Raw genomic sequence first — 21938 nt, 5'->3', positions numbered from 1 at the left:
CTGATCGCGTTGATCAGGTGCCAGCTCCGCCGAGGGTGGCCGACTCAAAACCCGCTCGGGGATGACCACAGCAGGATGATTACGGTAGTGGGCAAGCCGATAGACCAGGGTTTTGGGAATATCCTTGATGACCGCAAAACCGCCCGCCATATCACCATATAAGGTGGCATAACCCACCGCAATTTCACTTTTATTACCGGTGGTTACCAGCAGATGCCCAAACTTGTTGGAGTAGGCCATCAACAACCCGGCACGCACCCGCGCCTGCAGGTTTTCCTCGGTGGTATCCACTGGGCGTCCCGCAAACAGCGGCGCCAAGGCCTGCAAATACGTCTGGAAAACCGGTTCGATGGAAACCAGATCGTAAGAAACTCCCAGACTCTGCGCCTCGGCAATGGCATCTTCAACGCTCATTTCGGCGGTATAACGGGAGGGCATAATAAGAGCATGCACCTGCTCCGCACCCAAAGCATCCACAGCTATTGCCAGGGTCAAGGCTGAATCCACCCCACCCGAAAGGCCCAGCACAATACCCGAAAAATGATTTTTACGCACATAATCGCGGACCCCCAGAGTCAGGACCGCATAAACCTCGGCTTCCGTATCGGCTGCCGCAATGAGCGCTGTATCAGCTTTTACCTGCAAACCCTGAGTGGTTTTTTCAAAATCCGTCAGAATGACCGCCGTTTCGCAAAGTGGCCCTCGGGCCACCAACCGGCCCTGTGCATCCACCACAAACGAGCGACCGTCAAAAACCAACTCATCCTGACCACCCACCAGGTTCGCATAACAGATGGGCATTTGTGTTTGCGTCGCCAGCGCTGCCAGCCGACCTTCCCGTTCCCCTTGCTTGTGCCGGTGGTAAGGAGAAGCATTGAGAACCACAAGCAACTCCGCGCCTTGATCTCTGGAGGCTTGAGCTACTTCGGGACCACACCAGACATCTTCACAAATAGCCACAGCGCAGGACACTCCCGCACAGTCAAAAGTCAGGGGCTGGGTACCCGGCGTAAAGTAACGCAGCTCATCAAATACGGCATAATTGGGCAGACAGTGCTTGTGGTAAACCGCTTCTATCTGACCATTTCGCAACAAGCTGGCACTATTATAAAGACACGTGTTGACGCGCTGGGGATGCCCCAACAACAAGGGTAAAGGCGTTTGCGCTGCCAAAGTTTTTACCGCCGCTTCGCAGGCCTGCACAAAGTCTTCACGCAACAGCAGATCTTCGGGAGGATAACCGCATAAAGCCAGCTCCGGGGTTACCAGCAAGTCAGCAGCCGCAGCTTTTGCCTCCTGTGCTGCCGTCAGAATCAATGCCACATTCCGGTCGATGTCACCGACCCAAACATTGCACTGCGCCAGAGCGACGCGCATTAACGGCTCAACAAAGCTGCGGCGCGCGTACCCAACTCGGCCGGAGAATGCACACAATGCACGCCTGCCGCCTCCAGAACCGCATATTTTGCCGCAGCAGTTCCGGCATTGCCGTCAATAATCGCGCCGGCATGCCCCATACGCTTGCCCTTCGGCGCTGTTGATCCAGCAATAAAAGCTACCACCGGCTTGCTGACGCTGGACTGAATATAGTGGGCTGCTTCTTCTTCCATGCGCCCGCCGATTTCGCCAACCATGATAATCAGCTCGGTTTGTGGATCGGCCTCAAAGAGCGCCAGCACCTCGACAAAACTCATGCCAATCAGTGGATCGCCGCCAATACCGACACAGGTACTCTGGCCGAGACCCAGGCGGGTGGTCTGCTCAACCGCCTCGTAGGTCAGGGTACCAGAACGGGAGACAATGCCGACTTTACCCGGACGATGGATGGAACCCGGCATAATTCCGATTTTTGACTGTCCGGGAGTGATAATACCGGGACAGTTGGGACCAATCAGACGCGCCGTCGAGCCCGCCAGATAGTGTTTCACCATTAACATGTCATGCACCGGGATTCCCTCGGTAATGCAGACAATCAGCTCAATGCCTGCCGCAGCCGCTTCAATAATGGCATCGGCCGCAAAGGGAGAAGGTACATAAATCACACTGGCTTCGGCGCCGGTTTCCTGCACCGCATCAGCGACTGTATTAAAAACCGGTAAATCCAGATGGTGGCTACCCCCTTTTCCGGGTGTAACCCCGCCAACCATGCGGGAGCCGTAAGCCAAGGCCTGCTGCGAATGAAAAGTTCCCTGCTTGCCGGTAAATCCCTGGCAGATAATACGGGTGTTCTGAGACAGCAATATGCTCATATATGCACCAAAACAAGAAGTAACAGTAGTATAATGGCTGCTTCGCCCAGCAATAAAAGCAGTATGTAAGGATTACGCCGGACCACGGGCCGGGCATGATTCACATCGCTACGCAGTGCTGCAAGCTCTTGGCGGAGACGCTCCAGATCATCTACCTGAGCCACCGTTTTCAGTCGCTCGTCCAGAATCTGATCCAGAAGCACCGCCATTTCCGCCATGCGCTCGGCAGATTTTTGATCTGCACCACGTTTTACATAGGCATCGGCCAAGCGTGAAATCAAGGGACCGGAATTACGCAATACCGGCCACAATCGCTGCAACCAGAAAATATTGATGGACACCTTAGCCCTGAGCGGCAGCCACCGCTTTCACAGCGGCATCCGTCAGGCCATCGGCAGAAATCAAAGACAGGCCACTTTCTCTCAGCAATGCCATTCCTTCCTCCTTGCGAGTCCCTTCCAGGCGTACCACTACCGGCAGATGGATGCCCACCTCGGCTGCGGCCTGAATAATACCTTCTGCCAGCAAATCACAACGGGTGATGCCGCCAAAAATATTGACGAGAATAGCTTTGACCCGGGTATCGGACAAAATCAGTTTAAAAGCCTGGGTGACCTTGTCTGCCGCCGCACCACCACCGACATCGAGAAAGTTGGCGGGTTCCCCACCATGCAGCTTGATCATGTCCATGGTCGCCATAGCCAGTCCGGCACCATTGACCATACAGCCGATATTCCCTTCCAGGGAAATATAGTTGAGTCCAAACTGTCTGGCGACAATTTCCCGACCATCCTGCTGGGTGGAATCAAACAATTCGTCAGATTCGGGGTGTCGGTACAAGGCATTGTCATCCATAACCAGCTTGGCATCCAGCGCCAGCAGACGGCCATCGCTGGTGACCGCCAGCGGGTTGATTTCGACCATCAGGGAATCCAGCTTTTGAGCAAGACGATACATACCCTGCATGATGCGGGTCAGCTGCTGCACCTGACTGGTATCCAGACCCAACTCAAATCCGAGCTGCCGGGCCTGAAAGGGCAAAAATCCGGTGCTGGGATTAACAACCAGCTTTTTCAAGGCGTCCGGCCGGGTTGCAGCCAGTTCCTCAATATTCATGCCGCCTTCCTGGGTCGCGAGAAAGGTAATTCTGGCCTGCCCCCGGTCCACCATCAGCGCCAAATATAATTCGCGGGCAATACTGCTCGGTTCCTCAATCAGCAAAGCCGCCACATGCTGGCCTTGCGCACCGGTCTGGGCGGTAACTAATCGTTTTCCAAGCAATTCCTGGGCGGCTTTTTCCACTTCGGCAATACTGTGAACTACCCGCACCCCACCGGCTTTGCCCCGGCCTCCGGCATGCACCTGGGCTTTCACCACCCAGGCCGAACTACCCAGTTCACGCGCCTGATTCACGGCTTCACGCACCGAAAAAGCGGGAATGGCGCGAGGGACCGGAACCCCCTCTTCGGCCAACAAACGCTTGGCCTGATACTCATGCAGATTCATGAAAATTCCTTTAAAAACGGCGGATCAGCGCTGCCGTAAAATCTGTGGTGCTCAGTGCCGGCACATCACCCCGCAAGGCCGCCAAATCACCAGTGACGTCACCGGCGGCAATGGCGGCATTCATGGCCGCCACAATCGCCTGCGCAGCTTCTCCCCAGCCCAGATGCTCCAGCATCATGACGGCCGACAAAATCAGCGAGCTGGGATTGGCCTTGCCCTGTCCGGCAATATCGGGTGCCGTACCATGGGTGGCTTCAAAAATCGCGTGCGTATCAGAAAGGTTGGCACCGGGTGCCATGCCAATACCCCCTACTTCTGCGGCCAGCGCATCAGAAACATAGTCACCGTTCAAATTCAGCGTGGCAACTACTGAGTAATCTTCCGGACGCAGCAAAATCTGCTGCAGAAAATTATCGGCAATCACATCCTTGATGATTAGCTTCCCGTCGGCAATGGCCTGCTGCTCGGCTTTTTGCCCTGCCGCCTTACCTTCTGCCAGGCTGATGGCGGCTTTTTGCCTCCAGGTAAATACCCGTCCGGCGAACTCCCGTTCCGCCAGGGCATAACCCCAGTCACGAAAACCACCTTCGGTGAATTTCATGATATTACCCTTATGGACCAGACTGACAGAGGGCTTACCATGCTCTAGTGCGTATTGAATGGTACGCCGGATCAGACGTTCTGAACCTTCCGTGGATACGGGTTTGATGCCGATGGCAGAGCTGTCGGGAAAGCGGATTTTTGTAACGCCCATTTCTTCCCGCAGAAAACGGATGACTTTTTCCGCTTCGGGACTACCCGCAGGCCATTCAATACCGGCGTAAATGTCTTCGGAGTTTTCGCGAAAAATGACCATATCCACTTTTTCCGGATGCCGCATGGGGCTGGGCGTCCCCTCAAAATAGCGCACCGGCCGTAGACACACATACAAATCGAGATCCTGACGCAGAGCCACATTCAGGCTACGAATCCCCCCGCCCACCGGAGTTTCCAGAGGACCTTTGATGGCGACTTTATATTCCCGAATGGCGGCCATGGTCTCATCGGGCAAATACTGCCCTTCACCATACAGTTGCACGGCTTTCTGACCGGCAAACAACTCCATCCAGGCAATCTGCCGCTGTCCTCCATAGACCTTGGCCAATGCCGCATCCACCACACTGCGCATGGCCGGGGTCACATCACAACCAATTCCGTCGCCTTCAATGAAGGGAATAATGGGTTGATCAGGCACCTGCAACACCCCATTCTGAAGTGTTAAGGGGCTGCCTGTTGCGGGTTTCTGAATATGGGTCGTCATGACACCTGCTCCAGTTGTTCGCTCGCCCAGGACAAGGCACCGCCCTTCAAAATCAATTCCAGATCACGGGCGCTGGCAAGTTGCGGCATCACCTCAATATCCAGCCCCTGAGTCTCATCGCGCAACATCAGGGGTTTTCCCAGAGCCAGTCCCGACAGATCGAGGCCCAGCTGATCACCCGCCTGCACCTTGGCGTAATCTTCAGCATGCACAAAAGTGAGTGGCAATATCCCGAAATTAATCAGATTGGCGAGATGAATCCGGGCAAAGGACTGTACCAACACCCCCCGAACGCCCAGATAGCGCGGTGCCAGCGCAGCATGTTCGCGGCTGGACCCCTGACCATAATTATGACCCGCCACAATAAAACCGCCGCCAGATGCCTTGGCCCGACTCGGGAAGGTTTCATCCACCATATGAAAAACAAATTCGGAGATTGCGGGCAGATTGGAGCGCAACGGTAGCACCTTGGCACCCGCCGGCATAATATGATCGGTCGTGATATCGTCTTCGAGACGAATCAGCACCTCGCCGGCCAGATGCGCGGGCGCGGCCTTACCTGCCGGCAGTTTAGCAATATTCGGACCACGAATAATTTCAACCTCCGTGCCCGCAGGCGCAGGGGCCAGCACCATGCGATCATCCACCAGAAATTGTCCGGGTAAATCGACGTGAATAGGTGCCAGGCCCAAATCGCGGGGATCAGTAATCTCGCCGGTCAGGGCGCAGGCCGCGCAGGTTTCCGGACTCGCCAGATAGACCTCGGCGTTTTTGGTGCCAGAACGCCCGTAGAAATTACGATTGAAGGAGCGTACGGAAACCCCCTGGGTGGGTGGTGCAAAACCCATCCCGATGCAGGGTCCACAGGCAGATTCTAGAATACGTGATCCGGCGCCAATAAAGTCCAGCAACCCGCCATCCTTGGTGACCATTTCCATGACCTGACGAGAACCTGGAGAAACCCCCAGACTGACCCCATCCGCAACCACCTTGCCCTTAAGCATCTGCGCGACGGTCATCAGGTCGGTGTAGGATGAATTGGTACAGGAACCGATGGCCACCTGGGCCACCTTGGTTCCGGCCACTTCCCGCACTTTTTTGACATTATCCGGGCTATGCGGGCAGGCAATCAGTGGTTCCAGCGTATCCAGGTTGATTTCGAGCACTTCGTCGTAACTCGCATCCGCATCAGCCACCCACTCGGACCAGGTCGCTCCACGTCCCTGGGCAGCAAGATAGTCCTGGGTCACGCCATCACTGGGGAAAACACTGGTGGTGGCTCCCAGTTCCGCCCCCATATTGGTGATGGTCGCCCGCGCAGGGACACTCAAATGCTCCACCCCCGGGCCGAAGTACTCAAACACCTTGCCCACCCCGCCTTTGACGGTTTTCAGCCGCAATACTTCAAGAATAATGTCCTTGGCACTGACAAAGGGCTGCAATTTTCCCGTCAGTTTGACGCCCACCACTTCCGGCATATTCAGGTTGAAGGGCAAACCACCCATGGCCAGGGCAATGTCCAGCCCGCCCGCGCCAATAGCCAGCATTCCAGCACCGCCAGAAGTCGGCGTATGGGAATCCGAACCCAACAAGGTACCACCCGGCTTGGAAAACCGTTCGAGATGCACCTGATGACAAATACCATTGCCCGGCCGACTGAAATGGACCCCGTATTTCGCGGCAAAGCTCTGCAGAAAGCGGTGATCGTCCGCATTTTCAAAGCCGGACTGCAGCATATTATGATCGACATAGGAAACAGACAGTTCAGTCCGTACCCGAGGCAGACCCAAGGCCTCAAACTGCAAATAGGCCATGGTTCCAGTGGCATCCTGGGTGAGCGTCTGATCAATACGGATAGCTATCGGACTTCCCGCCTTGAGGGTGCCACTTACCAAGTGCGCGGCAATAATTTTCTGGGTGACGTTCATAGCCATGAGCTGATCTCCTGAGCTGGAAAATACGATCGGGAACTGCGCTTGACTCCATCATCGCAAATGAACCGCCTGACGCCAAGTATCAGCAGCTGCTAAAATCCCTGAAAACTGAAAGGATGCGCGTAGATCACCCCAACCAAATTGCTTGGGACTGCGCTCAGACCGCCGCAAGCCAGCTGCGCGCATGGCGGATACGGGCAAGCGTCTCATCTTTTCCCAACAGCGCCAGGGTGCCATCAATAGGCGGAGAAACCGCTCGCCCGGCCACAACAACCCGTAAGGGCTGGGCGATTTTTCCCATTTTTCCCTCGGCATGACTGACTGCCAACTCCTGAATGGCACTGTGAATAGCCGCCGCCGTCCAGACCGGCAAGGCCTCCAGATGCTGGAGGAGACTCTCCAGCAAAGCGCCCTGACCATGAAGATGTTTTTCTACATCCTTGACCTCACCTGTCACTGGCGCCAGATAAAACATGCTGGCGGCCCCGGCCATTTCTACCAGGGTCTTGGCGCGCTCCTGTAATAAGGCGACGACCGCAGACAAGTCCGGACCTTGGGCCAGACTCGCCTCGGTGATGCCGTGGGCGTCCAGATATGGTCGTAAATGCCGAGCCAGGCCCTCGGGACTCAGCCGTTGCATGTGCTGGGCATTAATCCACAACAGTTTTTCCGGATTAAACGCCGAGGCCGCTTTATTGACGGTATCAATCTGAAAAAACTCAATCATTTGTTCGCGACTGAATATTTCTTCGTCACCATGCGACCAGCCCAGCCGAATCAGAAAATTCAGCAGGGCATCCGGCAAAAATCCCTGCTCCCGATATTCCAGCACGCTGACCGCACCGTGCCGTTTAGAAAGTTTCTGCTTGTCCGGCCCGAGAATCATCGGCACATGGGCGTAAATCGGCAGATCTGCACCCAAAGCCTGCAAAATCTGCATTTGTCTGGGGGTGTTATTGAGATGATCATCGCCCCGGATAACATGGGTAATGCCCATGTCCCAGTCGTCCACCACCACACAGAAATTGTATGTAGGGGTTCCATCAGAGCGGGCGATAATCAGATCATCCAGCTCGCTGTTCTGAAAGCTGACCCGACCATGAATCAGGTCTTCTACCACCGTTTCGCCCGTGTCCGGACTGCGAAAACGGATAACTGGTGCCACCCCTTCACGGACGGTACTGCGTGTCCGGCAACGCCCGTCATAACGGGGCTTTTCGCCGCGCGTGCGTTGCTCTTCACGCATGGCATCAACTTCTTCACGGCTGCAATAACAGTAATAGGCAGTCCCTGCTGCCAACATCTGCGCCAGCACTTCTCGATAACGATCCATGCGTTGTGTCTGATAAAAAGGGCCTTCGTCCCAATTGAGCCCCAGCCAGGCCATACCCTCAAGAATGGCCGCCGTCGCTTCAGGCGTAGAGCGCTCCAGATCCGTATCTTCAATGCGCAGCACAAAACGCCCCCCCTGGCGGCGGGCATGTAACCACGAATACAGCGCGGTGCGGACACCCCCAATATGTAAATAACCAGTAGGACTTGGCGCAAAACGGGTACGAACAGACATGAGCAATCAACCTGCAGCAGTAAACCTAGAGTCAAATGATAACAGGCACGCTCTGGCTTCGGTATCCTTGTAAACAATCCGATACGTTCCAAATATCAGCTCCCTGATGCGAGGCGATCCCACCTCAGGAACCATACGTCCACTTTTAGGGAAATCAGCTAACTGTTCTACTGTGGCGAATAAATCATTAACCCACCGTACCGCAGCATCTGGGTTGTCTCCTGCAATATACCGAGCGGTATCCTCAACACGCTCCAGCGCAAGCGGGGACAAAACAATTTTCATCTGGCCAGCCTGCTCAAAACCCGAACCTTCGCTTCTTCATGCGCAATACCGTCCCCAGAAGCAATCTGCTCCTCTGCCCTGTACACTTCTTCGCCTGGCGCCGAGCAAGGTGCTCAACTGAAGGAACTTAACGTGTAGTTAAGGGGTGCGCCGCTTTTGGCGCGTCCTGCTCGAACGATGGGTTGGGCATCGCTGATCGAAGTGACACTGCGTACTACTTCCGTTGCAACCAGTAGCCGGGACGACGCCTGTGATGCGCCACGGCGAGAATTCGAATCTCCTCTGCGGTGACCTGATAGATGATGCTATACGGGAATCGACGGAAAATATATCGCCGGCGCTTGCTTCGGAACACTGCACCAAGTAGAGGGTTGTCCAGAATGAGATTGGCCGTTCGTTCAAACTCAGCCACAAGCGCGAGACCAAGCTCGACACCCGCCTTCAGCGTATAGAATGCTGCCGCGTCATGCAGTTCAGCAAGCGCCGGTGGAGCAACGACGAGCTTCACTTCAGCGCTGCACGGACCTGTGCCAGAGCGTCAGCAATTGGAATGACTTGCAACACTCCACTTTCGATGTCAGCAATTCTGCGCTCGGTTTCGGCGGCCCACGCTTCCTCAATCTCGGTATCTTCGTCAAGACTAGCGAGCAATAGTTGAGCGAAAGCTGCGCGCTCTCCTGCAGTTAGTTTCAGGGCTTCGGCTTCGAGCAATTCGAGTTGATTTCCCATGACTAATTTCTCCGTAAAGATAATATCAAAGTTATACCGCGAGGTTTGTGCCGAGTGAAGGGGAAATGTCCAACGAGATGTCCAACGCCTGAATAAAGCCCGGTTCAGCGAACTCTTGGATGCTTGTATGTCCGAGGGGCCGCAGCTTGTGACAAAGCGCGGAACTGAAGCTGCGATTCTGGTTGATATTTCCGAGTGGCGTCGACTGAAGGAAGCGGCGAGGCCAAGCCTGAAGGATCTCCTCTTGGCTCCTGCTGTGCGCGGCGAGCTTCATATTCCAGCCCGCAGGTCGGCAAGGCGCCGCCCGCTGGAAGGGCTGAGCTGATGTTCCTGCTCGACACCGATATTATCTCTGAGTTGCGAAGGCCGAAGCCCCATGGGGGTGTTCTCGCTTGGATTGAGCAGATGTCGGACGTGGAACTGCATCTTGCGGCGGTCACGATTGGCGAGATTCAAGCCGGAATTGAGATCACCAAGGAGCAGGACAAGGTAAAGGCTGAGGAGCTAACGGCCTGGCTTGATCAAGTGGCCGGTGCCTACAACGTACTTCCCATGGATGGTGCTGTTTTCCGGGAATGGGCGCGACTTATGCATCGGAAGTCTGAGACGTTGTACGAGGATGCGATGATCGCGGCGACAGCGAGAGTGCATGGGCTGACGAGGGTGCAGGCCAGTGCAGCGCCTTGTTAGCTGATTTTATAGACCGCAGATCGATGGCCAACTTTGACTACCATAACTACAAGCTCGTTTTCATGGATTTCATAGACGATTCGGTAAACCCCTTGTCGAACCCGATACCGTTCTTGTGCAGAAAGCTTTATGCACCCTTCTCCACGTGGATCAACACGCAAAGCCTCAATCCGTTGCAGAATACTGGCAACATCCCTATTTGGGATGTCCCGCAGATCTTTAGCGACAGATTTCTTGAATACGAGATCATAACTTGCCATGCGATCTCAGATCTTTAAGCAGGGCTTCGTAGCTCAGCGTAGGCTCTTCTGCGCGTTCTTCGAACGTACTCAAATCCTCAACATCTTCGCGCAGGGCTAACCGCACTGCCTCATTTACCACCTCAGAAACCGATTGGTGTGTATTTGCGGCTTTCACGCGCAAGGCAAGATGGATGTCGGGATTAAAGTAAATCGTTGATCTTTTTGACATTTCACTCATAAAAGGCACCTCAAAAATTCATATTAATGCTATGACGTTAAAGCGTCAACTGGCACTTTTATGCAGCTAACGTTCAAGGTAAGGGGCGCGCCGTAGGCGCGTCCCGCTTGACCGCTGTGTTAGTCGCTGGAACGACCGCCATGAGCGGGAATGCTGAAGGATTGCGAATGGACTCGACAGACAAGTCGATGTCCAGAGACGGCCAGTACAGATGGTTTTGGGTCGGCCATTCGACCAGACAAAGCTGCTCAATAGTTGCACCGCGAAACCACGGAAAGCTGGCGAAAGGCAAAAAGAGTTCTTCGTCGGTAAGCAACAGCCAAAAGCCGTGCTGCGACACATGGCTGACTTCAGCTTGGGAAGTGCGTATTCCAGGCATGGGTAATTTCCTCCAAGTGAACAGCGACTATATTTTGGGCTTCCTTAATTTGCTTGGACGAAAGCCCGGTACTCGTTGCCAGCCCCAATTCCGGCGTTAGCCAGAACTTGGCTTCGCCGTCGGGATGATTGACGTGTACATGCATTCTTGACTCCTCCCGTGAGAAGAAAAAGAAACGAAAACTGCCCTCTCGAAAAATCGTCGGTGCCATGTCAGGATTTTAGCGCCTAACGCCTGCCGTCACCGGAGGCAAAGCCGGAGCGAAGCGGAGGTTTTGGCATCCGGTGCACGGCTTGGTTATGCAGCATGTAGCGGCTTGATTCGATCCACTTCTTCCTTCACCGACTTCGCAGCATTCCAAAGATCAACAGACCGCTGTGCATTCAGCCAGAATTCTGGCGAGTTACCAAACAAGCGAGCCAGCCGGAGCGCCATTTCAGGGCTAACAGCACGACGTTCGCGCAATAATTCATAAACTGACTGACGAGAGACACCCAAAGATTCGGCCAACCCCGAAACCGTCAGTCCATAATCCGGAAGAAAATCCTCCCTCAGCATTTCGCCGGGATGTGTGGGTTTGCGTTGCATACCGGTCGTATTAAGAATAGTCATATCATCACCTCACTCAGTGGTAGTCACAAACTTCGACTTCATACGCATCGGCACCTTCAAAACGAAAACAGATACGCCACTGATCATTGATTGAAATTGCATGCTGCCCCTGCCTGTTTCCCGACAGTGGATGAAGGCGATTACCGGGTGGCACTTTCAAATCCTCAAGCTGTTCGGCCAGATCCACGTATTCAAGCTTTCTAGCAGACCTCGGTGCAACATCCGCAGGAAATGTCTTTGACTGCCCCTTGGAGTAGAGCTCTTGGGTTAGTTTGTCAGCAAAAGATTGATCATGGGGACAGGTGTACTCTGTCACGTTACACTTGTCAATGTGTCATAGAAGCGGCTGCATAACGTAGTGCTAACCGGCGCTGACAAAACGATAGTCGATTACAGAGCGTTTTGGAAAGCCGGTTTTTGCTCATGGTCATGAATTTTCTTGTCAAGGGGATTTTTCTACAGCCTCAACGTCTGAATTCACCGGCTGGCTGCGCTTTTCGGCCAGTCCGGTGGAATGATGGGTTCGGCGTCATAGCATCAGAGCGACGGGCCGGTTTCACGGCTCGCATGCCAGAAAGCGACAACATCAAGAAACTTTCCGCGAACGCGGTAGTAGACAAAGTATTGAACTCGGATCAATTACAGTCTGCGAACAATGTCGGGGCGCTTTGTTTCAACTCTGGTGCCGATGCCGGGTTCTTCAACGAGCAAGGCCAAGGCGGCCTCTAAATCTTTACGAATTGCACTGGGGGCGGCTGGCCGATTTTCGGCCCACCATTCAGCCGCTCGTTCAATTTCCCGTTGCGCGCGGGGCTTGATTTGTGCAACGAGAGCCAAGATCAGCCAAATCGTCTAAGCCGGGCAAACAACTCCTCGGCGGAAATACCTTCCTCGCGATCAGCTTCATCAAGCGCATCAATTAGCTGAGCTTCCTGTTGGGGCGGGAGCCTTACAGCCACCTCATCACCCCGCGCAAGGACGGTCACGGTCATTCCCTCTGGAAGAGAGAGACCGTCCACGACGACCTTGCCGCTAACTATGGATCCTGAAGCGATTTGCATGGTGTGATACTACTCCACTGCAAGCGGAAGGTGCAACCAGATGCCAGGCCGACACCAGACGCCGAACGTTCGAGTTCAGGGGCCTGGCGCGGCTTTATGCGACAGGTCCCCTGGAACGAAGGGTTCGGCGTCTGGTGGAGCACAAAAGCAAAGGCCCCACCTTTCGGTAGGGCCTGTAGACGCCACACTGGATTGCAATCTCCGCTGTGTAACGGCCTCACGAGGAGGACTTCAGCCCGATGCGTGAGCAGAGCGGGTAAAGAGGAACTATATGCAATCAAAGGTATGAAGTCAAGCGAGGCAAACCAAGACCATGAAGAACGGCCTCTTGAATTTTCAGCAAATCTGCAGGATCGATAACGCGCACATCGTAATTTCTCTTGCCAGAGGCATCTTTGCCGTCGAATGGCAGATGGAGTCTGCTAAACGCCACCGTGTAAAGCATGTCAGCTTTCACCCAATGGAAAGCCGCGTTGTATGGGGCCGGAAGCACTGGTGTTACATGAAGCTTGAAGTGATACGGGCAAATTGGATCGGGCGGCGTGGTGCTCAGCGGAACAACCGTACAAAGCCCGCTACGCTTACGCAAACGAGGAGAAACGACGACAGCAGGACGACGCTTGACCATCTCCGGGGGAATAAATCCGGTGAAGTCGCAAATGACAATGGTCCCCTGCTCAGGGTGAAATTGGATAGCCACGATTTATTTTATAGGCATAAGCGCGAAGGGGCAACGAACTTAGACGCCGAACGCCTGAATTAAGCCGAGCCGCGAAGCGGCTTCGGCTTGAATGAATTTGTTGGACGAAGCCGCTACGCGGAGGAGTCGCCTGCTGCGGCGCCACGAATTATTCTGCACATTCTCCCCCTCAATGCTGAGGGATTGATTCTGCAATATTTCGTGAGGACAAACCAGCATGAAGACTCCCACCGCCGATCACTTTGAGCGGCAATACCAGACGCATCTCAAGCACCTCAAGCTTAAAGGCCTGCAACCCAAGACCATCGAGGCATACGCCCGCGCCATCCGCCGCATCGGCAACTACTTTGATCATCAGATTGACGCGTTGACCGCAGCGCAACTCACCGATTACTTCACCGATCTGGTGGCATCGCACTCCTGGAGTTCGGTCAAGCTCGACCTGTCCGGGCTGAAGTTCTACTACGCGCACGTCTTGCGCCAGCCCTGGGTCGCGCCCGGTCTGATCAAGCCACCCAGGAGCCAACGCTTGCCGGACATCGTCACGGTCGACGAGGCCCGGCGGCTGTTCGCAGCCACCCGCGTCGTCAGTTACCGGGTGTTCTACTTCACCCTCTACAGCCTGGGGCGGCTACCTGTTCAACCACAAGGCGCTGGCCAAGGTGTTCCGGGCGAAGCTGCTGGCGAGCATCGAAGCGGCTGGATTGACCTTGCCAGATCATTACCCCATGGCATGGGTGGTGGATTGCAAATCCGTGGGCACCGGCGAGAAGGCGCTCATCTATCTGGGACGCTATCTTTACCGGGGCGTCATCGCCGAGAAAGACATCCTCGCCTGCACCGCCAGCCAGGTCAGCTTCCGTTATCGCAACGGCAAGACCATGAAGCTGGAACGGCGCACCATGTCCGGCGCGCAGTTCCTCTGGCTGGTGTTGCAGCATGTGCTGCCCAAGGGATTCAGGCGTGCGCGCAACTTCGGCTTTCTGCATCCCAACTGCAAGCACTTGATCGCCTTGCTGCAGGTGATGCTCAGGCGCGCTCCGGGCCGGGCAGCGGCATGGGTCAAGCCGCGCGCACCCATTCTCTGCGCTTGCTGCGGTGCGGTGATGATGATCGTGCGAACGCGGATTCGGTCGGGGTATTCAGAGGGCATGCCACCGCCCATGGCTCCCGAGGGAGTGCATTGACCATGTAAGCGCCACGCCCTTCGGCAGACATCGGGAGCCAGCACCCGCAAGCTGAGGCACCGGCTTGCCTTGAATCTGGGCCATTCGCAGCAGCATCGACCGGCCAACTAATAAAACGGACATCGGCTACCGCAGCGGCAGGCACGAAGCGGGTGGAATAGCCCACATCCTCCTAGTGAAACTCCAAATCGGAGTACTTCCCAAATATATATTTCCTGTGCAGCCCGATCGGCGCGCAGAACCGGGCTCGTCCAACAAACGGTTCAGATCGTGGCTTCGCACGATCTAACCTTATTCGTTAGGCATCGCGTTTGCCAAGCTAGCGGAGGCGATCAAGAAGGACTCCAGCGCGGCATGCAGCAGCATCGAACTCCTGGATGATGGCCTCAACTTCGGGTCTTAGCCACTTCATATCCGGCAACGGCTTGGTGATCTTGGTTTGGTAGGCGAGGATCTGCGATCCGTCAGTGTCGGTGATGGGGTGGGCGTGAATCAGGGCATTTCTCTTGACTATCAACATCTCAAACTCGTCACAGCAGGCTTGAAGTTCTGTCTGGGTCACTTTGGCAAACGATACGAGCGGGCTGTTAATCGTGTTCTGCAACTCTTGGCGCACATTGCCCGAAGTCATAGAGCCACCGCGGCTGTACTTTCAAACGAAGCCACTCTGAAGGTAATCGATGACGTAAATGATGGTCCATTCATAGTAGGCGAAGACATACACCGCCTTGCCGACCAGTGCAGCGTATGAATCATCAACCGGGACACGCGTAGACGAGTGATGTGCCATGAGATGCCTAACGCCTGCCTTCAGCCGCGTCCCTGACGACGCGAAGCGGCGGCAGGGACGTCGGCTGGAAGGCACGGTTATGAGCCATTGGTAACTGCACTCATGACCGTCTGAAATAGTTCATCCGCTCTATTCGTTGATCCTATGGCTCCTCGCTCTCGCGCCATCTTCTTGTGCTCTGGCAGATTTGACGCTGCGTAGATGATGAATGGTGTCTGATCACCCATCGAACGGAGTTTCTCAAGAAGGACGTAGCCTTCCTGCGGCCCTTCCTTCCTGCCCATGTCAGAAATGATCGCTGCAAATTTGTTTGTCTTGAGAAGCTCAAGTGCCTCATCGGTTGACAATGCCAAAGAGAACTCAATGCCCTGAGCCTCGAAAGCCTGCCTCTCATAGACGTTGTTCTCTGGTCGATCATCGACCCAGAGAATGCGATTCCGCCACTTCTCATGTTTTAGCTGCCGTGGGACGTTCGATACGACATTGACGATCTCTCGGAGTTGCGTTTCTGTTACCCCTGCACTATTTTCGGGCTGTTTGGCAGATGCGGCCCCCAGTGATGCCGCCGAGGCCATTTGAGCCTTGATGTAGTTGTCCTCGTTCTTGAAGTCTGATGGGCCGTACAGCTTGTTGTGGTGCTTTGCAACAAGCCAAAGGAATCCAACAAAAACGAGAACGGGAAAGAAGACCATGAAGTAGATCAGGGGAACCACATGCTCCGATAGGCCAGAGCCAAGCCCCACTACGAGAGACGCAAATCCGTACACAAGGACGATGAACAGCGCAATGATGCCCAGCGGGCTTTTCGTAAAGCCCAGGGCCGACTCAGCGAACTTTCCCGTTTCCATCGCAGCTCTCTTTATGGCTCATAACGTTGGAGCTAACCGACGGCTGGCGGCCGTAGGCCGGGAGCCGTCCGGTTGAGCGACGGGTTAAACCCCACAGGGGACAGCACGACAAGCCGCCCGTCTATGCCCGGAACAACTGCGTCAAGTCTCTCCATATCGCTCGGGGCGTCAGGCAAGAACAACAGGATGCCATCCTTGATGCCCCCAATCAGCAAGTAATGCTCTACCTGTGCGACCGCATTCGCATAACTTTGCTTCATCAGTCGCCGCTTGAGCTCAACGACGACTTTTTCTGCACCGCGCGATACCAGCAAATCCGCGCGGAAGGACTTTTCTGCATTCAAGCGGGCTTCCGTCTGGACAGCGAGCTCCGGCGCCGCCGATGACAGGAAACCATGAAGCGCGCCTACCACTTGCGACTCGGTTGCCTTTCCTGATGACGACAACGAGGGCAGGTGAATTGCACAGAACTGATTTAGTAGCTCGGTAACTCTGACCAGCAGACCGGCGTTCAAGGTTTGGGCAAGGCTCGCTTCGAGGGCTGCCTTCTGCGCTTCGGCCTCTGCCTGTGACCTTGTGTAGGCGAGCCGCTCAGCAATCTGATCGAGGAGGAGGCAAGCGAAAGCAGATACGGAAACAATGGCTAGAAATGCTTCGCTTTCGTCAAAGTCCAGCTTGTAGTCATGAGCCGATGGGTTCCGCCACTCCGTTCGGTACGTAGTTAGTTGGCTAAGCACCCTACTTCGGAAGATGTTGTTCTGCTCCAGATAATTTTCAATATCAAAGGGACGCTTCTTTGCTGGATCGTGGCCAGCGAGGACTCGATAGGCCTCCTTGACACTGCCCTCGAACGCTTGGTTTGTCCGATATATCGCGTCGGTGAAGGCGGTGTCGTCGTCAATCTCTTGTCCGCGTGATAGATGGCGGAAGGCGGTCTCAATATGCAGCAAGACTGCCTTTAATCCAGGGACGTACTCGCCGTCCTCCAGCACGTCGATCTTCTTTCGTAGTGTGTCAACGAGGTCCATGTTTCTTGGGGTCTAACGTTTGAATTCACCGGACTGCGCGGCTTTTCGCGCAGTCCGGTGGAATGATGGGTTAGCCATTGAGTTTCGCGAGCACATATTGCGCTGGAGAGTCTTCAATGCCTTTGCAAAAGTGCTTTACGTTCTTGTTGAACTCGTCAGCCTTGTTCTGCAGATGCAATTTGAATTCCTTAAGAGAATCATCGATTCGATTGTCTTCGCTCGCCAGCTGGTTTATCGATTGTGCATTCACGCCATCGTTAGCGAACGCCAGATAAATATCAAAGGAATCCCTTTCTCTCTTTTGCTTCTGGCAACTATCCATCTTCGTAACGAACATTCCTTCAAAAGTCACCAATGGAAGACTTTGGCCGTCGATACTCACAGCGGTGTACATGCTCTTTTGGAATAGCACTTCAGAATTCGGTAGTACAACGGAACACATTTTCTTCAACTGGCGCTCTGCATTGTTTAACGGAATATCGAGTTCCAGATGATCAACAAATAGGCCCATGGAGTCTTTGTCTTCGAGCATTCTTGGGTGAAGCAGATCAATGTTGTAAATCAGGGTTTTGCCGTTGACAACTTGCTTCTTGAGCAACTGAAATGAATGTTTAGCTGAAGGGGCGAAGCCTGACTGAATTAACCGCTCAATTACATCTGATAAAAATCCTGGCTTATTCGAATATCGAAACAGGATGCCGACGTCAAGGGTTCCTGGATGCAGTATGCGCGACTTGTTTCTTATTACGGGACACCATCCACCGATGACAATGTGCTCGATTTGGGGAAATTGCGAAAGCACCGCTGCTGCGTCTTTCAGCAATGCTCTTGCCCCATCTTCTACTGAGTTCAGCATGCAATGATTCCAATGGCTAACGCCTAAGCTAACCCTCCGCCGGAGCGCGACGCGCGGAGGGAACCCGCCCGCGCAGCGGGTGGGCGGTCGGGTTGAGCGTGATGTTAGGCGCGAAATACAAGAAAGACTGCGAACGCATGATGTACGGAACTTCCCTGTAAGCCACGCCTTTACACGCAATAATGCACCAAACCCGACGACGCGCGAGCCGGAATTTGAATGGTGAGTTTGTAGCCCGAATTGGCTGCCAAACCACTGAAAGAAAACACCCTGAATCACCGGAGTGCCTAACGTAATTTATATTCTAAAATACTACCACCAAAGCATTACCTAATGCAATATCAGTAGCAATCAACATGCTGTATGTTCACGATACCTCCCATTGCACAATAATTTAGGACAGCCTAAAATTTTCCAGATGAAAAACACCCAACCACATCCCAGCAACCCGCCAAAGCTTCTGGATCAGCTGCGCGCCCGCATCCGGACGATGCATTACAGTATCCGCACTGAAGAAGTTTATACCGATTGGGTGCGGCGTTTTATTTTGTTCCATCATAAGCGCTACCCTCAAAATATGGAGGCCACTGAGATTGTGCGGGATGGTAAGGGGGCGAAAGATCGGGTGACCGTCTTACGCGAGAATATTCTGCTGCCCCTAAAAAAGCACATTGAAAAAGCAAAACTTTTGCACGACGCTGATCTTGAAAAAGACCTGGGGCCAGTTTTCATGCCGGATGCGCTGACCGTAAAATATTCATCCAGTGCTAAATCATGGGGATGGCAGTATGTGTTTCCTTCCCCTGTACTCAGTAACGATCCGCGTTCTGGAGCACAAAGACGCCACCATATTCATGAGGCGTCGGTTCAGAGAGCCATACGCACGGCGGCGAGTCGGGCAGGGATTGTAAAGCCGGTCACACCCCATGTGTTACGGCATTCTTTTGCTACCCATTTACTGCAGGCGGGTTATGATATTCGCACCGTTCAGGAACTACTGGGCCATAAGAATGTGAGTACCACCATGATTTATACCCACGTCCTGAACAAGGGTGGTCACGGTATTATCAGCCCGCTCGACCAATAATAAAGCGTCATGGGCTAACTGACGTGCCACTTGTCAGTGCGTCTAGTTGAGCAGGAGGGTTTTTCAATCAAAAGACCCGATGCGTACTTGATGCAGCACACCGGCGATAACTGTCGGCCAAATAGACTCGATATGCACAATCGTTAGCTTTGTGCCGTCCCCTGCTTTTTAGGTAGCTCTGGATTCATGCAGTCCCATGGTGCAGCGCTACTTACATGAAAATTCATCGTTGGAACATAATTCGATGCGTCATCTAAAGTGCCAGCCTTTATACCCAGCACTCCTGGCATATGGCCGAACCTTGCGAACAATTGGGAACCACAGTTCGGGCAAAAGCCTCTTTTGTGGATATTTCCGCTATCTGCCTGAGACGCGTAATATTTTACTGCACCTGAAACAAGCACATTTTTTTCAGGGAAAAGCATCGCTGGAATAAATGCACCACCTGATGATCTTTGACAGTCTTTGCAATGACAATTTCCAGTAAACACTGGCTCAATATCAACTGAATAGCTGATTTCCCCACAAAGACACCGCCCGGAATATTTTGCATTCATAAAAGACTCCTACCTGTTAATGGGGACATAACGTGAAGCCAAGTGGCCGCACGCTTTCGCGCAGTCCATATTGAGCTTATCATCATATATTTTATAAGAAAATTTCAGACTCCATAAACATGACCGCACAACCTGAAAGAAACACGCGGTCAGTTTTCACCTCACAAGTGATGTTACCACCACGCTTGGATACCTGTTTGGCGGTCAGGATGTTCTTGCCCAGTTTATTGGCCCAGTAAGGCGCAAGTGCACAATGCGCGGAACCTGTAACAGGATCTTCGGGAACGCCATACTTGGGGGCAAAAAAGCGGCTGACAAAATCAGCCTCCATACCGGCTGCGGTAATAATCACACCGCGCAAATCCAGCTGGCCAAGTAGTGCCTGGTCAGGTGTGATGGCGCGAACGGTGGCTTCACTGTCGAACACAGCCAGATAATCGTCCGCAGCCAATACTTCAACCGGATGCTGGCCGAGTCCTTTGACCAAAGTTTCGGAAAGCTGGCAGGGTGCAGGCGACTGTGCCGGGAAGTTCATTTTCAAGCGGGTGCCATTTTTTTCCACGAATAGCGCGCCGCTGCGCGTTTCAAAAGTGATAACCGATTTGGAATAGCCAAGAATTTCAAAAATGATGTGCGCTGTCGCCAGAGTTGCATGGCCGCAAAGGTCAACCTCCTTGAGTGGAGTAAACCACCTCAGCTGGAAGACTTTTTCAGCAGGAACGAAGAAGGCTGTTTCGGAAAGATTGTTTTCCTCAGCAATTGCCTGCAGAAGCGAATCATCTGGCCACGCTGACAACGGAACCACAGCGGCAGGATTGCCCCCAAAAACTTTATCCGTGAATGCATCAACCTGGTATTGCTTGAGCTTCAATGTGACCTCCAGAAAAACCTAACGCCCGAATCCAAGCCGGGCCGCTCGCACCGCAACTTGGTTCCTAACTTGATGTCAAGCGCATCACCGAAATCCACATGCAGAACATAGACCACCATACGGCGTGCCGTTTTTTTAGATTTTTGTCCTGCATGTTTCACTCCTTAGCCTCTAAAATTATGGTCCGGCAACATTTGCATTCAAGGCTTTCAAAAATCGACGCGTAAAGCAAGCAAAGCGAGCGGCCTCAAGAAAAGTCGATTGACTCGGGATATTGGTTTTGCTTACTATCCCTAAGATAGTAAGCAAAGCCTGTACCAAGCTGCTGTTTATAATGACATCCTTATTGTGAAGGGTAACGTCTGCGGGACGCCCTATTGTGGATTGAACCCGCCCAGGAAGGAGCAACATGAACAAACGAATAATCGCTATCGCCACTGCGGTGGTGCTAGGGAGCAGTCCTATGGCTTGGGCAGATAGCCAAACCATAGGGCTGCCACAAAGTGACTTGCAGGGCGCGGCATCGGTTGGAACCTCTTCAGATTCCAGCGTAAGCAACCATCCAGGTAATGACAATCTTGCGGCGACACTGCAGCAATTCGAGGCGGCGGGTGCTTTTGGCGGCCAGACAGGATCAGGTAACGTCTGGACAAACATTGACCAGGGCCTGCGCCTCAGTAACGTGTCTCGGGTCGAAGTCGATAAATGGCGTACCTGGTTTTTGCAGCATCAGGGCAAACTCGAAGAAATTCTCGGCAATTCGCGCCCTTTCCTCTATTACGTAGTCAACGCCGTTTCGCAACGCGGCTTACCCATGGAGCTGGCTCTGCTGCCCGCCATTGAGAGCGGCTACAATCCTAAAGCCTATTCTCCTGCCGCCGCCGCAGGGCTCTGGCAGTTTGTGCCCGGAACCGCGCGGAGTTTTGGACTGCAAAATACGCGTTACGGGGATCCCCGCCTGAGTCTGACGGCCTCCACCAACGCCGCCCTCGATTACCTGTCTTATTTATACAATTATTTTGGTGGAAACTGGCTCCTGGCGATTGCTGCCTACAATGCCGGACAGGGTACGGTTTCCGCCGCTATCCAGCAAAATGTGGCGGCCGGCCAACCTACCGATTTCTGGGATCTGAATCTTCCCGAACAAACTGAAAATTACGTGGCCGAATTGTTGGGTCTTGCCCAGGTCATCAAAAATGCCAAGGCTTACCACGTCAGCCTG

The 21938-nt window shown here is 53.8% G+C and carries 29 protein-coding genes and 2 pseudogenes; 6 read left to right on the top strand and 25 right to left on the bottom strand.

Going from position 1 to position 21938, the window contains the following annotated elements; translation table 11 throughout:
- The 10 genes from HJG40_RS11475 to HJG40_RS11430 all read right to left on the bottom strand — a co-directional run.
- The coding region (locus HJG40_RS11475; RefSeq protein ID WP_215864323.1) for an NAD+ synthase at window positions 1-1377 on the bottom strand (1377 nt) is incomplete at its 3' end.
- A complete protein-coding gene (gene sucD, locus HJG40_RS11470) occupies window positions 1377-2249 on the bottom strand; it encodes a succinate--CoA ligase subunit alpha (protein ID WP_215864322.1) in 873 nt (290 codons plus the stop codon). The genes sucD and HJG40_RS11475, both read right to left, overlap by 1 nt.
- A complete protein-coding gene (locus HJG40_RS11465; protein WP_215864321.1) occupies window positions 2246-2590 on the bottom strand; it encodes a hypothetical protein in 345 nt (114 codons plus the stop codon). The genes sucD and HJG40_RS11465 overlap by 4 nt, the downstream gene beginning before the upstream one ends.
- 1 nt (window position 2591) lies before the next feature.
- Window positions 2592-3755 (bottom strand): ADP-forming succinate--CoA ligase subunit beta, encoded by a 1164-nt coding sequence (gene sucC, locus HJG40_RS11460; protein ID WP_215864320.1) that lies wholly within the window; start codon window positions 3753-3755, stop codon window positions 2592-2594.
- Window positions 3756-3765: 10 nt separating this feature from the next.
- Entirely contained in the window at window positions 3766-5055 is a 1290-nt protein-coding gene (gene icd / locus HJG40_RS11455; RefSeq protein ID WP_215864319.1) for an NADP-dependent isocitrate dehydrogenase, read from the bottom strand.
- On the bottom strand, window positions 5052-6989 hold the full coding sequence (locus tag HJG40_RS11450; RefSeq protein ID WP_215864318.1) for an aconitate hydratase: 1938 nt from the start codon (window positions 6987-6989) through the stop codon (window positions 5052-5054). Before HJG40_RS11450 ends, icd begins: the two co-directional genes overlap by 4 nt.
- 157 nt (window positions 6990-7146) lie before the next feature.
- Window positions 7147-8556, bottom strand: coding sequence for a glutamate--tRNA ligase (gene gltX, locus HJG40_RS11445; RefSeq protein WP_215864317.1), 1410 nt, complete (start codon window positions 8554-8556; stop codon window positions 7147-7149).
- Between the two features lie 6 nt (window positions 8557-8562).
- Window positions 8563-8841 carry a type II toxin-antitoxin system RelE/ParE family toxin gene (locus HJG40_RS11440; protein ID WP_215864316.1) on the bottom strand — a complete coding sequence of 93 codons (279 nt, stop codon included), beginning with the start codon at window positions 8839-8841 and terminating at the stop codon, window positions 8563-8565.
- A 214-nt stretch (window positions 8842-9055) separates the two neighbouring features.
- On the bottom strand, window positions 9056-9349 hold the full coding sequence (locus HJG40_RS11435) for a type II toxin-antitoxin system RelE/ParE family toxin (RefSeq protein ID WP_215864315.1): 294 nt from the start codon (window positions 9347-9349) through the stop codon (window positions 9056-9058).
- On the bottom strand, window positions 9346-9570 hold the full coding sequence (locus tag HJG40_RS11430; RefSeq protein WP_163097870.1) for an addiction module protein: 225 nt from the start codon (window positions 9568-9570) through the stop codon (window positions 9346-9348). The genes HJG40_RS11435 and HJG40_RS11430 overlap by 4 nt, the downstream gene beginning before the upstream one ends.
- Before the next feature lie 88 nt (window positions 9571-9658).
- On the opposite strand from HJG40_RS11430, the gene HJG40_RS15440 reads away from it, so the two are divergent.
- Together HJG40_RS15440 and HJG40_RS11420 are read left to right on the top strand one after the other, a co-directional pair.
- Entirely contained in the window at window positions 9659-9895 is a 237-nt protein-coding gene (locus HJG40_RS15440) for a type II toxin-antitoxin system Phd/YefM family antitoxin (protein ID WP_226857409.1), read from the top strand.
- Entirely contained in the window at window positions 9895-10260 is a 366-nt protein-coding gene (locus HJG40_RS11420; RefSeq protein ID WP_215864313.1) for a type II toxin-antitoxin system VapC family toxin, read from the top strand. Before HJG40_RS15440 ends, HJG40_RS11420 begins: the two co-directional genes overlap by 1 nt.
- On the opposite strand, the gene HJG40_RS15435 is transcribed toward HJG40_RS11420, so the two are convergent.
- The 8 genes from HJG40_RS15435 to HJG40_RS11375 all read right to left on the bottom strand — a co-directional run bounded on the left by HJG40_RS15435 (window position 10257) and on the right by HJG40_RS11375 (window position 13492).
- Window positions 10257-10520: a type II toxin-antitoxin system RelE family toxin gene (locus HJG40_RS15435; protein WP_215864312.1), complete on the bottom strand. Its 264-nt coding sequence runs from the start codon at window positions 10518-10520 to the stop codon at window positions 10257-10259. The two genes, HJG40_RS11420 and HJG40_RS15435, sit on opposite strands and share 4 nt — an antisense overlap.
- The gene (locus tag HJG40_RS11410) at window positions 10507-10740 is read right to left on the bottom strand and encodes an RH3 domain-containing protein (RefSeq protein ID WP_215864311.1); all 234 of its coding nucleotides are present in this window, start codon (window positions 10738-10740) and stop codon (window positions 10507-10509) included. Before HJG40_RS11410 ends, HJG40_RS15435 begins: the two co-directional genes overlap by 14 nt.
- A gap of 73 nt (window positions 10741-10813) precedes the next feature.
- Entirely contained in the window at window positions 10814-11119 is a 306-nt protein-coding gene (locus tag HJG40_RS11405; RefSeq protein ID WP_215864310.1) for a DUF2442 domain-containing protein, read from the bottom strand.
- The gene (locus HJG40_RS11400) at window positions 11091-11264 is read right to left on the bottom strand and encodes a DUF4160 domain-containing protein (protein ID WP_215864309.1); all 174 of its coding nucleotides are present in this window, start codon (window positions 11262-11264) and stop codon (window positions 11091-11093) included. The genes HJG40_RS11405 and HJG40_RS11400 overlap by 29 nt, the downstream gene beginning before the upstream one ends.
- 152 nt (window positions 11265-11416) lie before the next feature.
- The gene (locus HJG40_RS11395; RefSeq protein ID WP_215864308.1) at window positions 11417-11731 is read right to left on the bottom strand and encodes a HigA family addiction module antitoxin; all 315 of its coding nucleotides are present in this window, start codon (window positions 11729-11731) and stop codon (window positions 11417-11419) included.
- Window positions 11732-11744: 13 nt separating this feature from the next.
- Window positions 11745-12047 (bottom strand): type II toxin-antitoxin system RelE/ParE family toxin, encoded by a 303-nt coding sequence (locus HJG40_RS11390; RefSeq protein WP_215864307.1) that lies wholly within the window; start codon window positions 12045-12047, stop codon window positions 11745-11747.
- A 523-nt stretch (window positions 12048-12570) separates the two neighbouring features.
- Entirely contained in the window at window positions 12571-12792 is a 222-nt protein-coding gene (locus HJG40_RS11380; RefSeq protein ID WP_215864305.1) for a hypothetical protein, read from the bottom strand.
- Between the two features lie 277 nt (window positions 12793-13069).
- Window positions 13070-13492: a type II toxin-antitoxin system PemK/MazF family toxin gene (locus tag HJG40_RS11375; RefSeq protein WP_215864304.1), complete on the bottom strand. Its 423-nt coding sequence runs from the start codon at window positions 13490-13492 to the stop codon at window positions 13070-13072.
- A gap of 217 nt (window positions 13493-13709) precedes the next feature.
- On the opposite strand from HJG40_RS11375, the pseudogene HJG40_RS15430 reads away from it, so the two are divergent.
- Both HJG40_RS15430 and HJG40_RS11365 read left to right on the top strand, forming a co-directional pair.
- Window positions 13710-13922, top strand: a pseudogene (locus tag HJG40_RS15430) (phage integrase N-terminal SAM-like domain-containing protein); the annotation flags it as partial.
- A gap of 178 nt (window positions 13923-14100) precedes the next feature.
- A pseudogene (locus HJG40_RS11365) lies at window positions 14101-14679 on the top strand (IS91 family transposase); the annotation flags it as partial.
- Window positions 14680-14998: 319 nt separating this feature from the next.
- On the opposite strand, the gene HJG40_RS11360 reads toward HJG40_RS11365, so the two are convergent.
- The 5 genes from HJG40_RS11360 to HJG40_RS11340 form a co-directional block, all read right to left on the bottom strand.
- Window positions 14999-15310 carry a hypothetical protein gene (locus HJG40_RS11360; RefSeq protein WP_215864302.1) on the bottom strand — a complete coding sequence of 104 codons (312 nt, stop codon included), beginning with the start codon at window positions 15308-15310 and terminating at the stop codon, window positions 14999-15001.
- A gap of 21 nt (window positions 15311-15331) precedes the next feature.
- Entirely contained in the window at window positions 15332-15469 is a 138-nt protein-coding gene (locus tag HJG40_RS11355) for a hypothetical protein (RefSeq protein WP_215864301.1), read from the bottom strand.
- Window positions 15470-15546: 77 nt separating this feature from the next.
- Entirely contained in the window at window positions 15547-16317 is a 771-nt protein-coding gene (locus HJG40_RS11350) for a response regulator (RefSeq protein WP_215864300.1), read from the bottom strand.
- A 32-nt stretch (window positions 16318-16349) separates the two neighbouring features.
- Window positions 16350-17345 (bottom strand): GxxExxY protein, encoded by a 996-nt coding sequence (locus tag HJG40_RS11345; protein WP_215864299.1) that lies wholly within the window; start codon window positions 17343-17345, stop codon window positions 16350-16352.
- Window positions 17346-17415: 70 nt separating this feature from the next.
- On the bottom strand, window positions 17416-18201 hold the full coding sequence (locus HJG40_RS11340) for a hypothetical protein (protein ID WP_215864298.1): 786 nt from the start codon (window positions 18199-18201) through the stop codon (window positions 17416-17418).
- A 418-nt stretch (window positions 18202-18619) separates the two neighbouring features.
- On the opposite strand from HJG40_RS11340, the gene HJG40_RS11335 reads away from it, so the two are divergent.
- Complete coding sequence (locus tag HJG40_RS11335; RefSeq protein ID WP_215864297.1) at window positions 18620-19288, top strand: tyrosine-type recombinase/integrase; 669 nt, start codon at window positions 18620-18622, stop codon at window positions 19286-19288.
- 143 nt (window positions 19289-19431) lie between these two features.
- On the opposite strand, the gene HJG40_RS11330 is transcribed toward HJG40_RS11335, so the two are convergent.
- Entirely contained in the window at window positions 19432-19845 is a 414-nt protein-coding gene (locus HJG40_RS11330) for a GFA family protein (RefSeq protein WP_215864296.1), read from the bottom strand.
- Between the two features lie 91 nt (window positions 19846-19936).
- Window positions 19937-20716, bottom strand: a complete 780-nt coding sequence (locus HJG40_RS11325; RefSeq protein ID WP_215864295.1) for a PhzF family protein — start codon at window positions 20714-20716, stop codon at window positions 19937-19939.
- Window positions 20717-21125: 409 nt separating this feature from the next.
- On the opposite strand from HJG40_RS11325, the gene HJG40_RS11320 reads away from it, so the two are divergent.
- Window positions 21126-21938: transglycosylase SLT domain-containing protein (locus tag HJG40_RS11320; RefSeq protein WP_215864294.1), on the top strand; the 813-nt coding region annotated here is incomplete at its 3' end.

It is taken from the genome of Acidithiobacillus concretivorus (assembly GCF_018853445.1).
GTDB classification, from domain to species: domain Bacteria; phylum Pseudomonadota; class Gammaproteobacteria; order Acidithiobacillales; family Acidithiobacillaceae; genus Acidithiobacillus; species Acidithiobacillus concretivorus.
The sequence above is the reverse complement of the archived record's forward strand: the minus strand, read 5'-3'. Positions and strand labels throughout refer to the sequence as shown.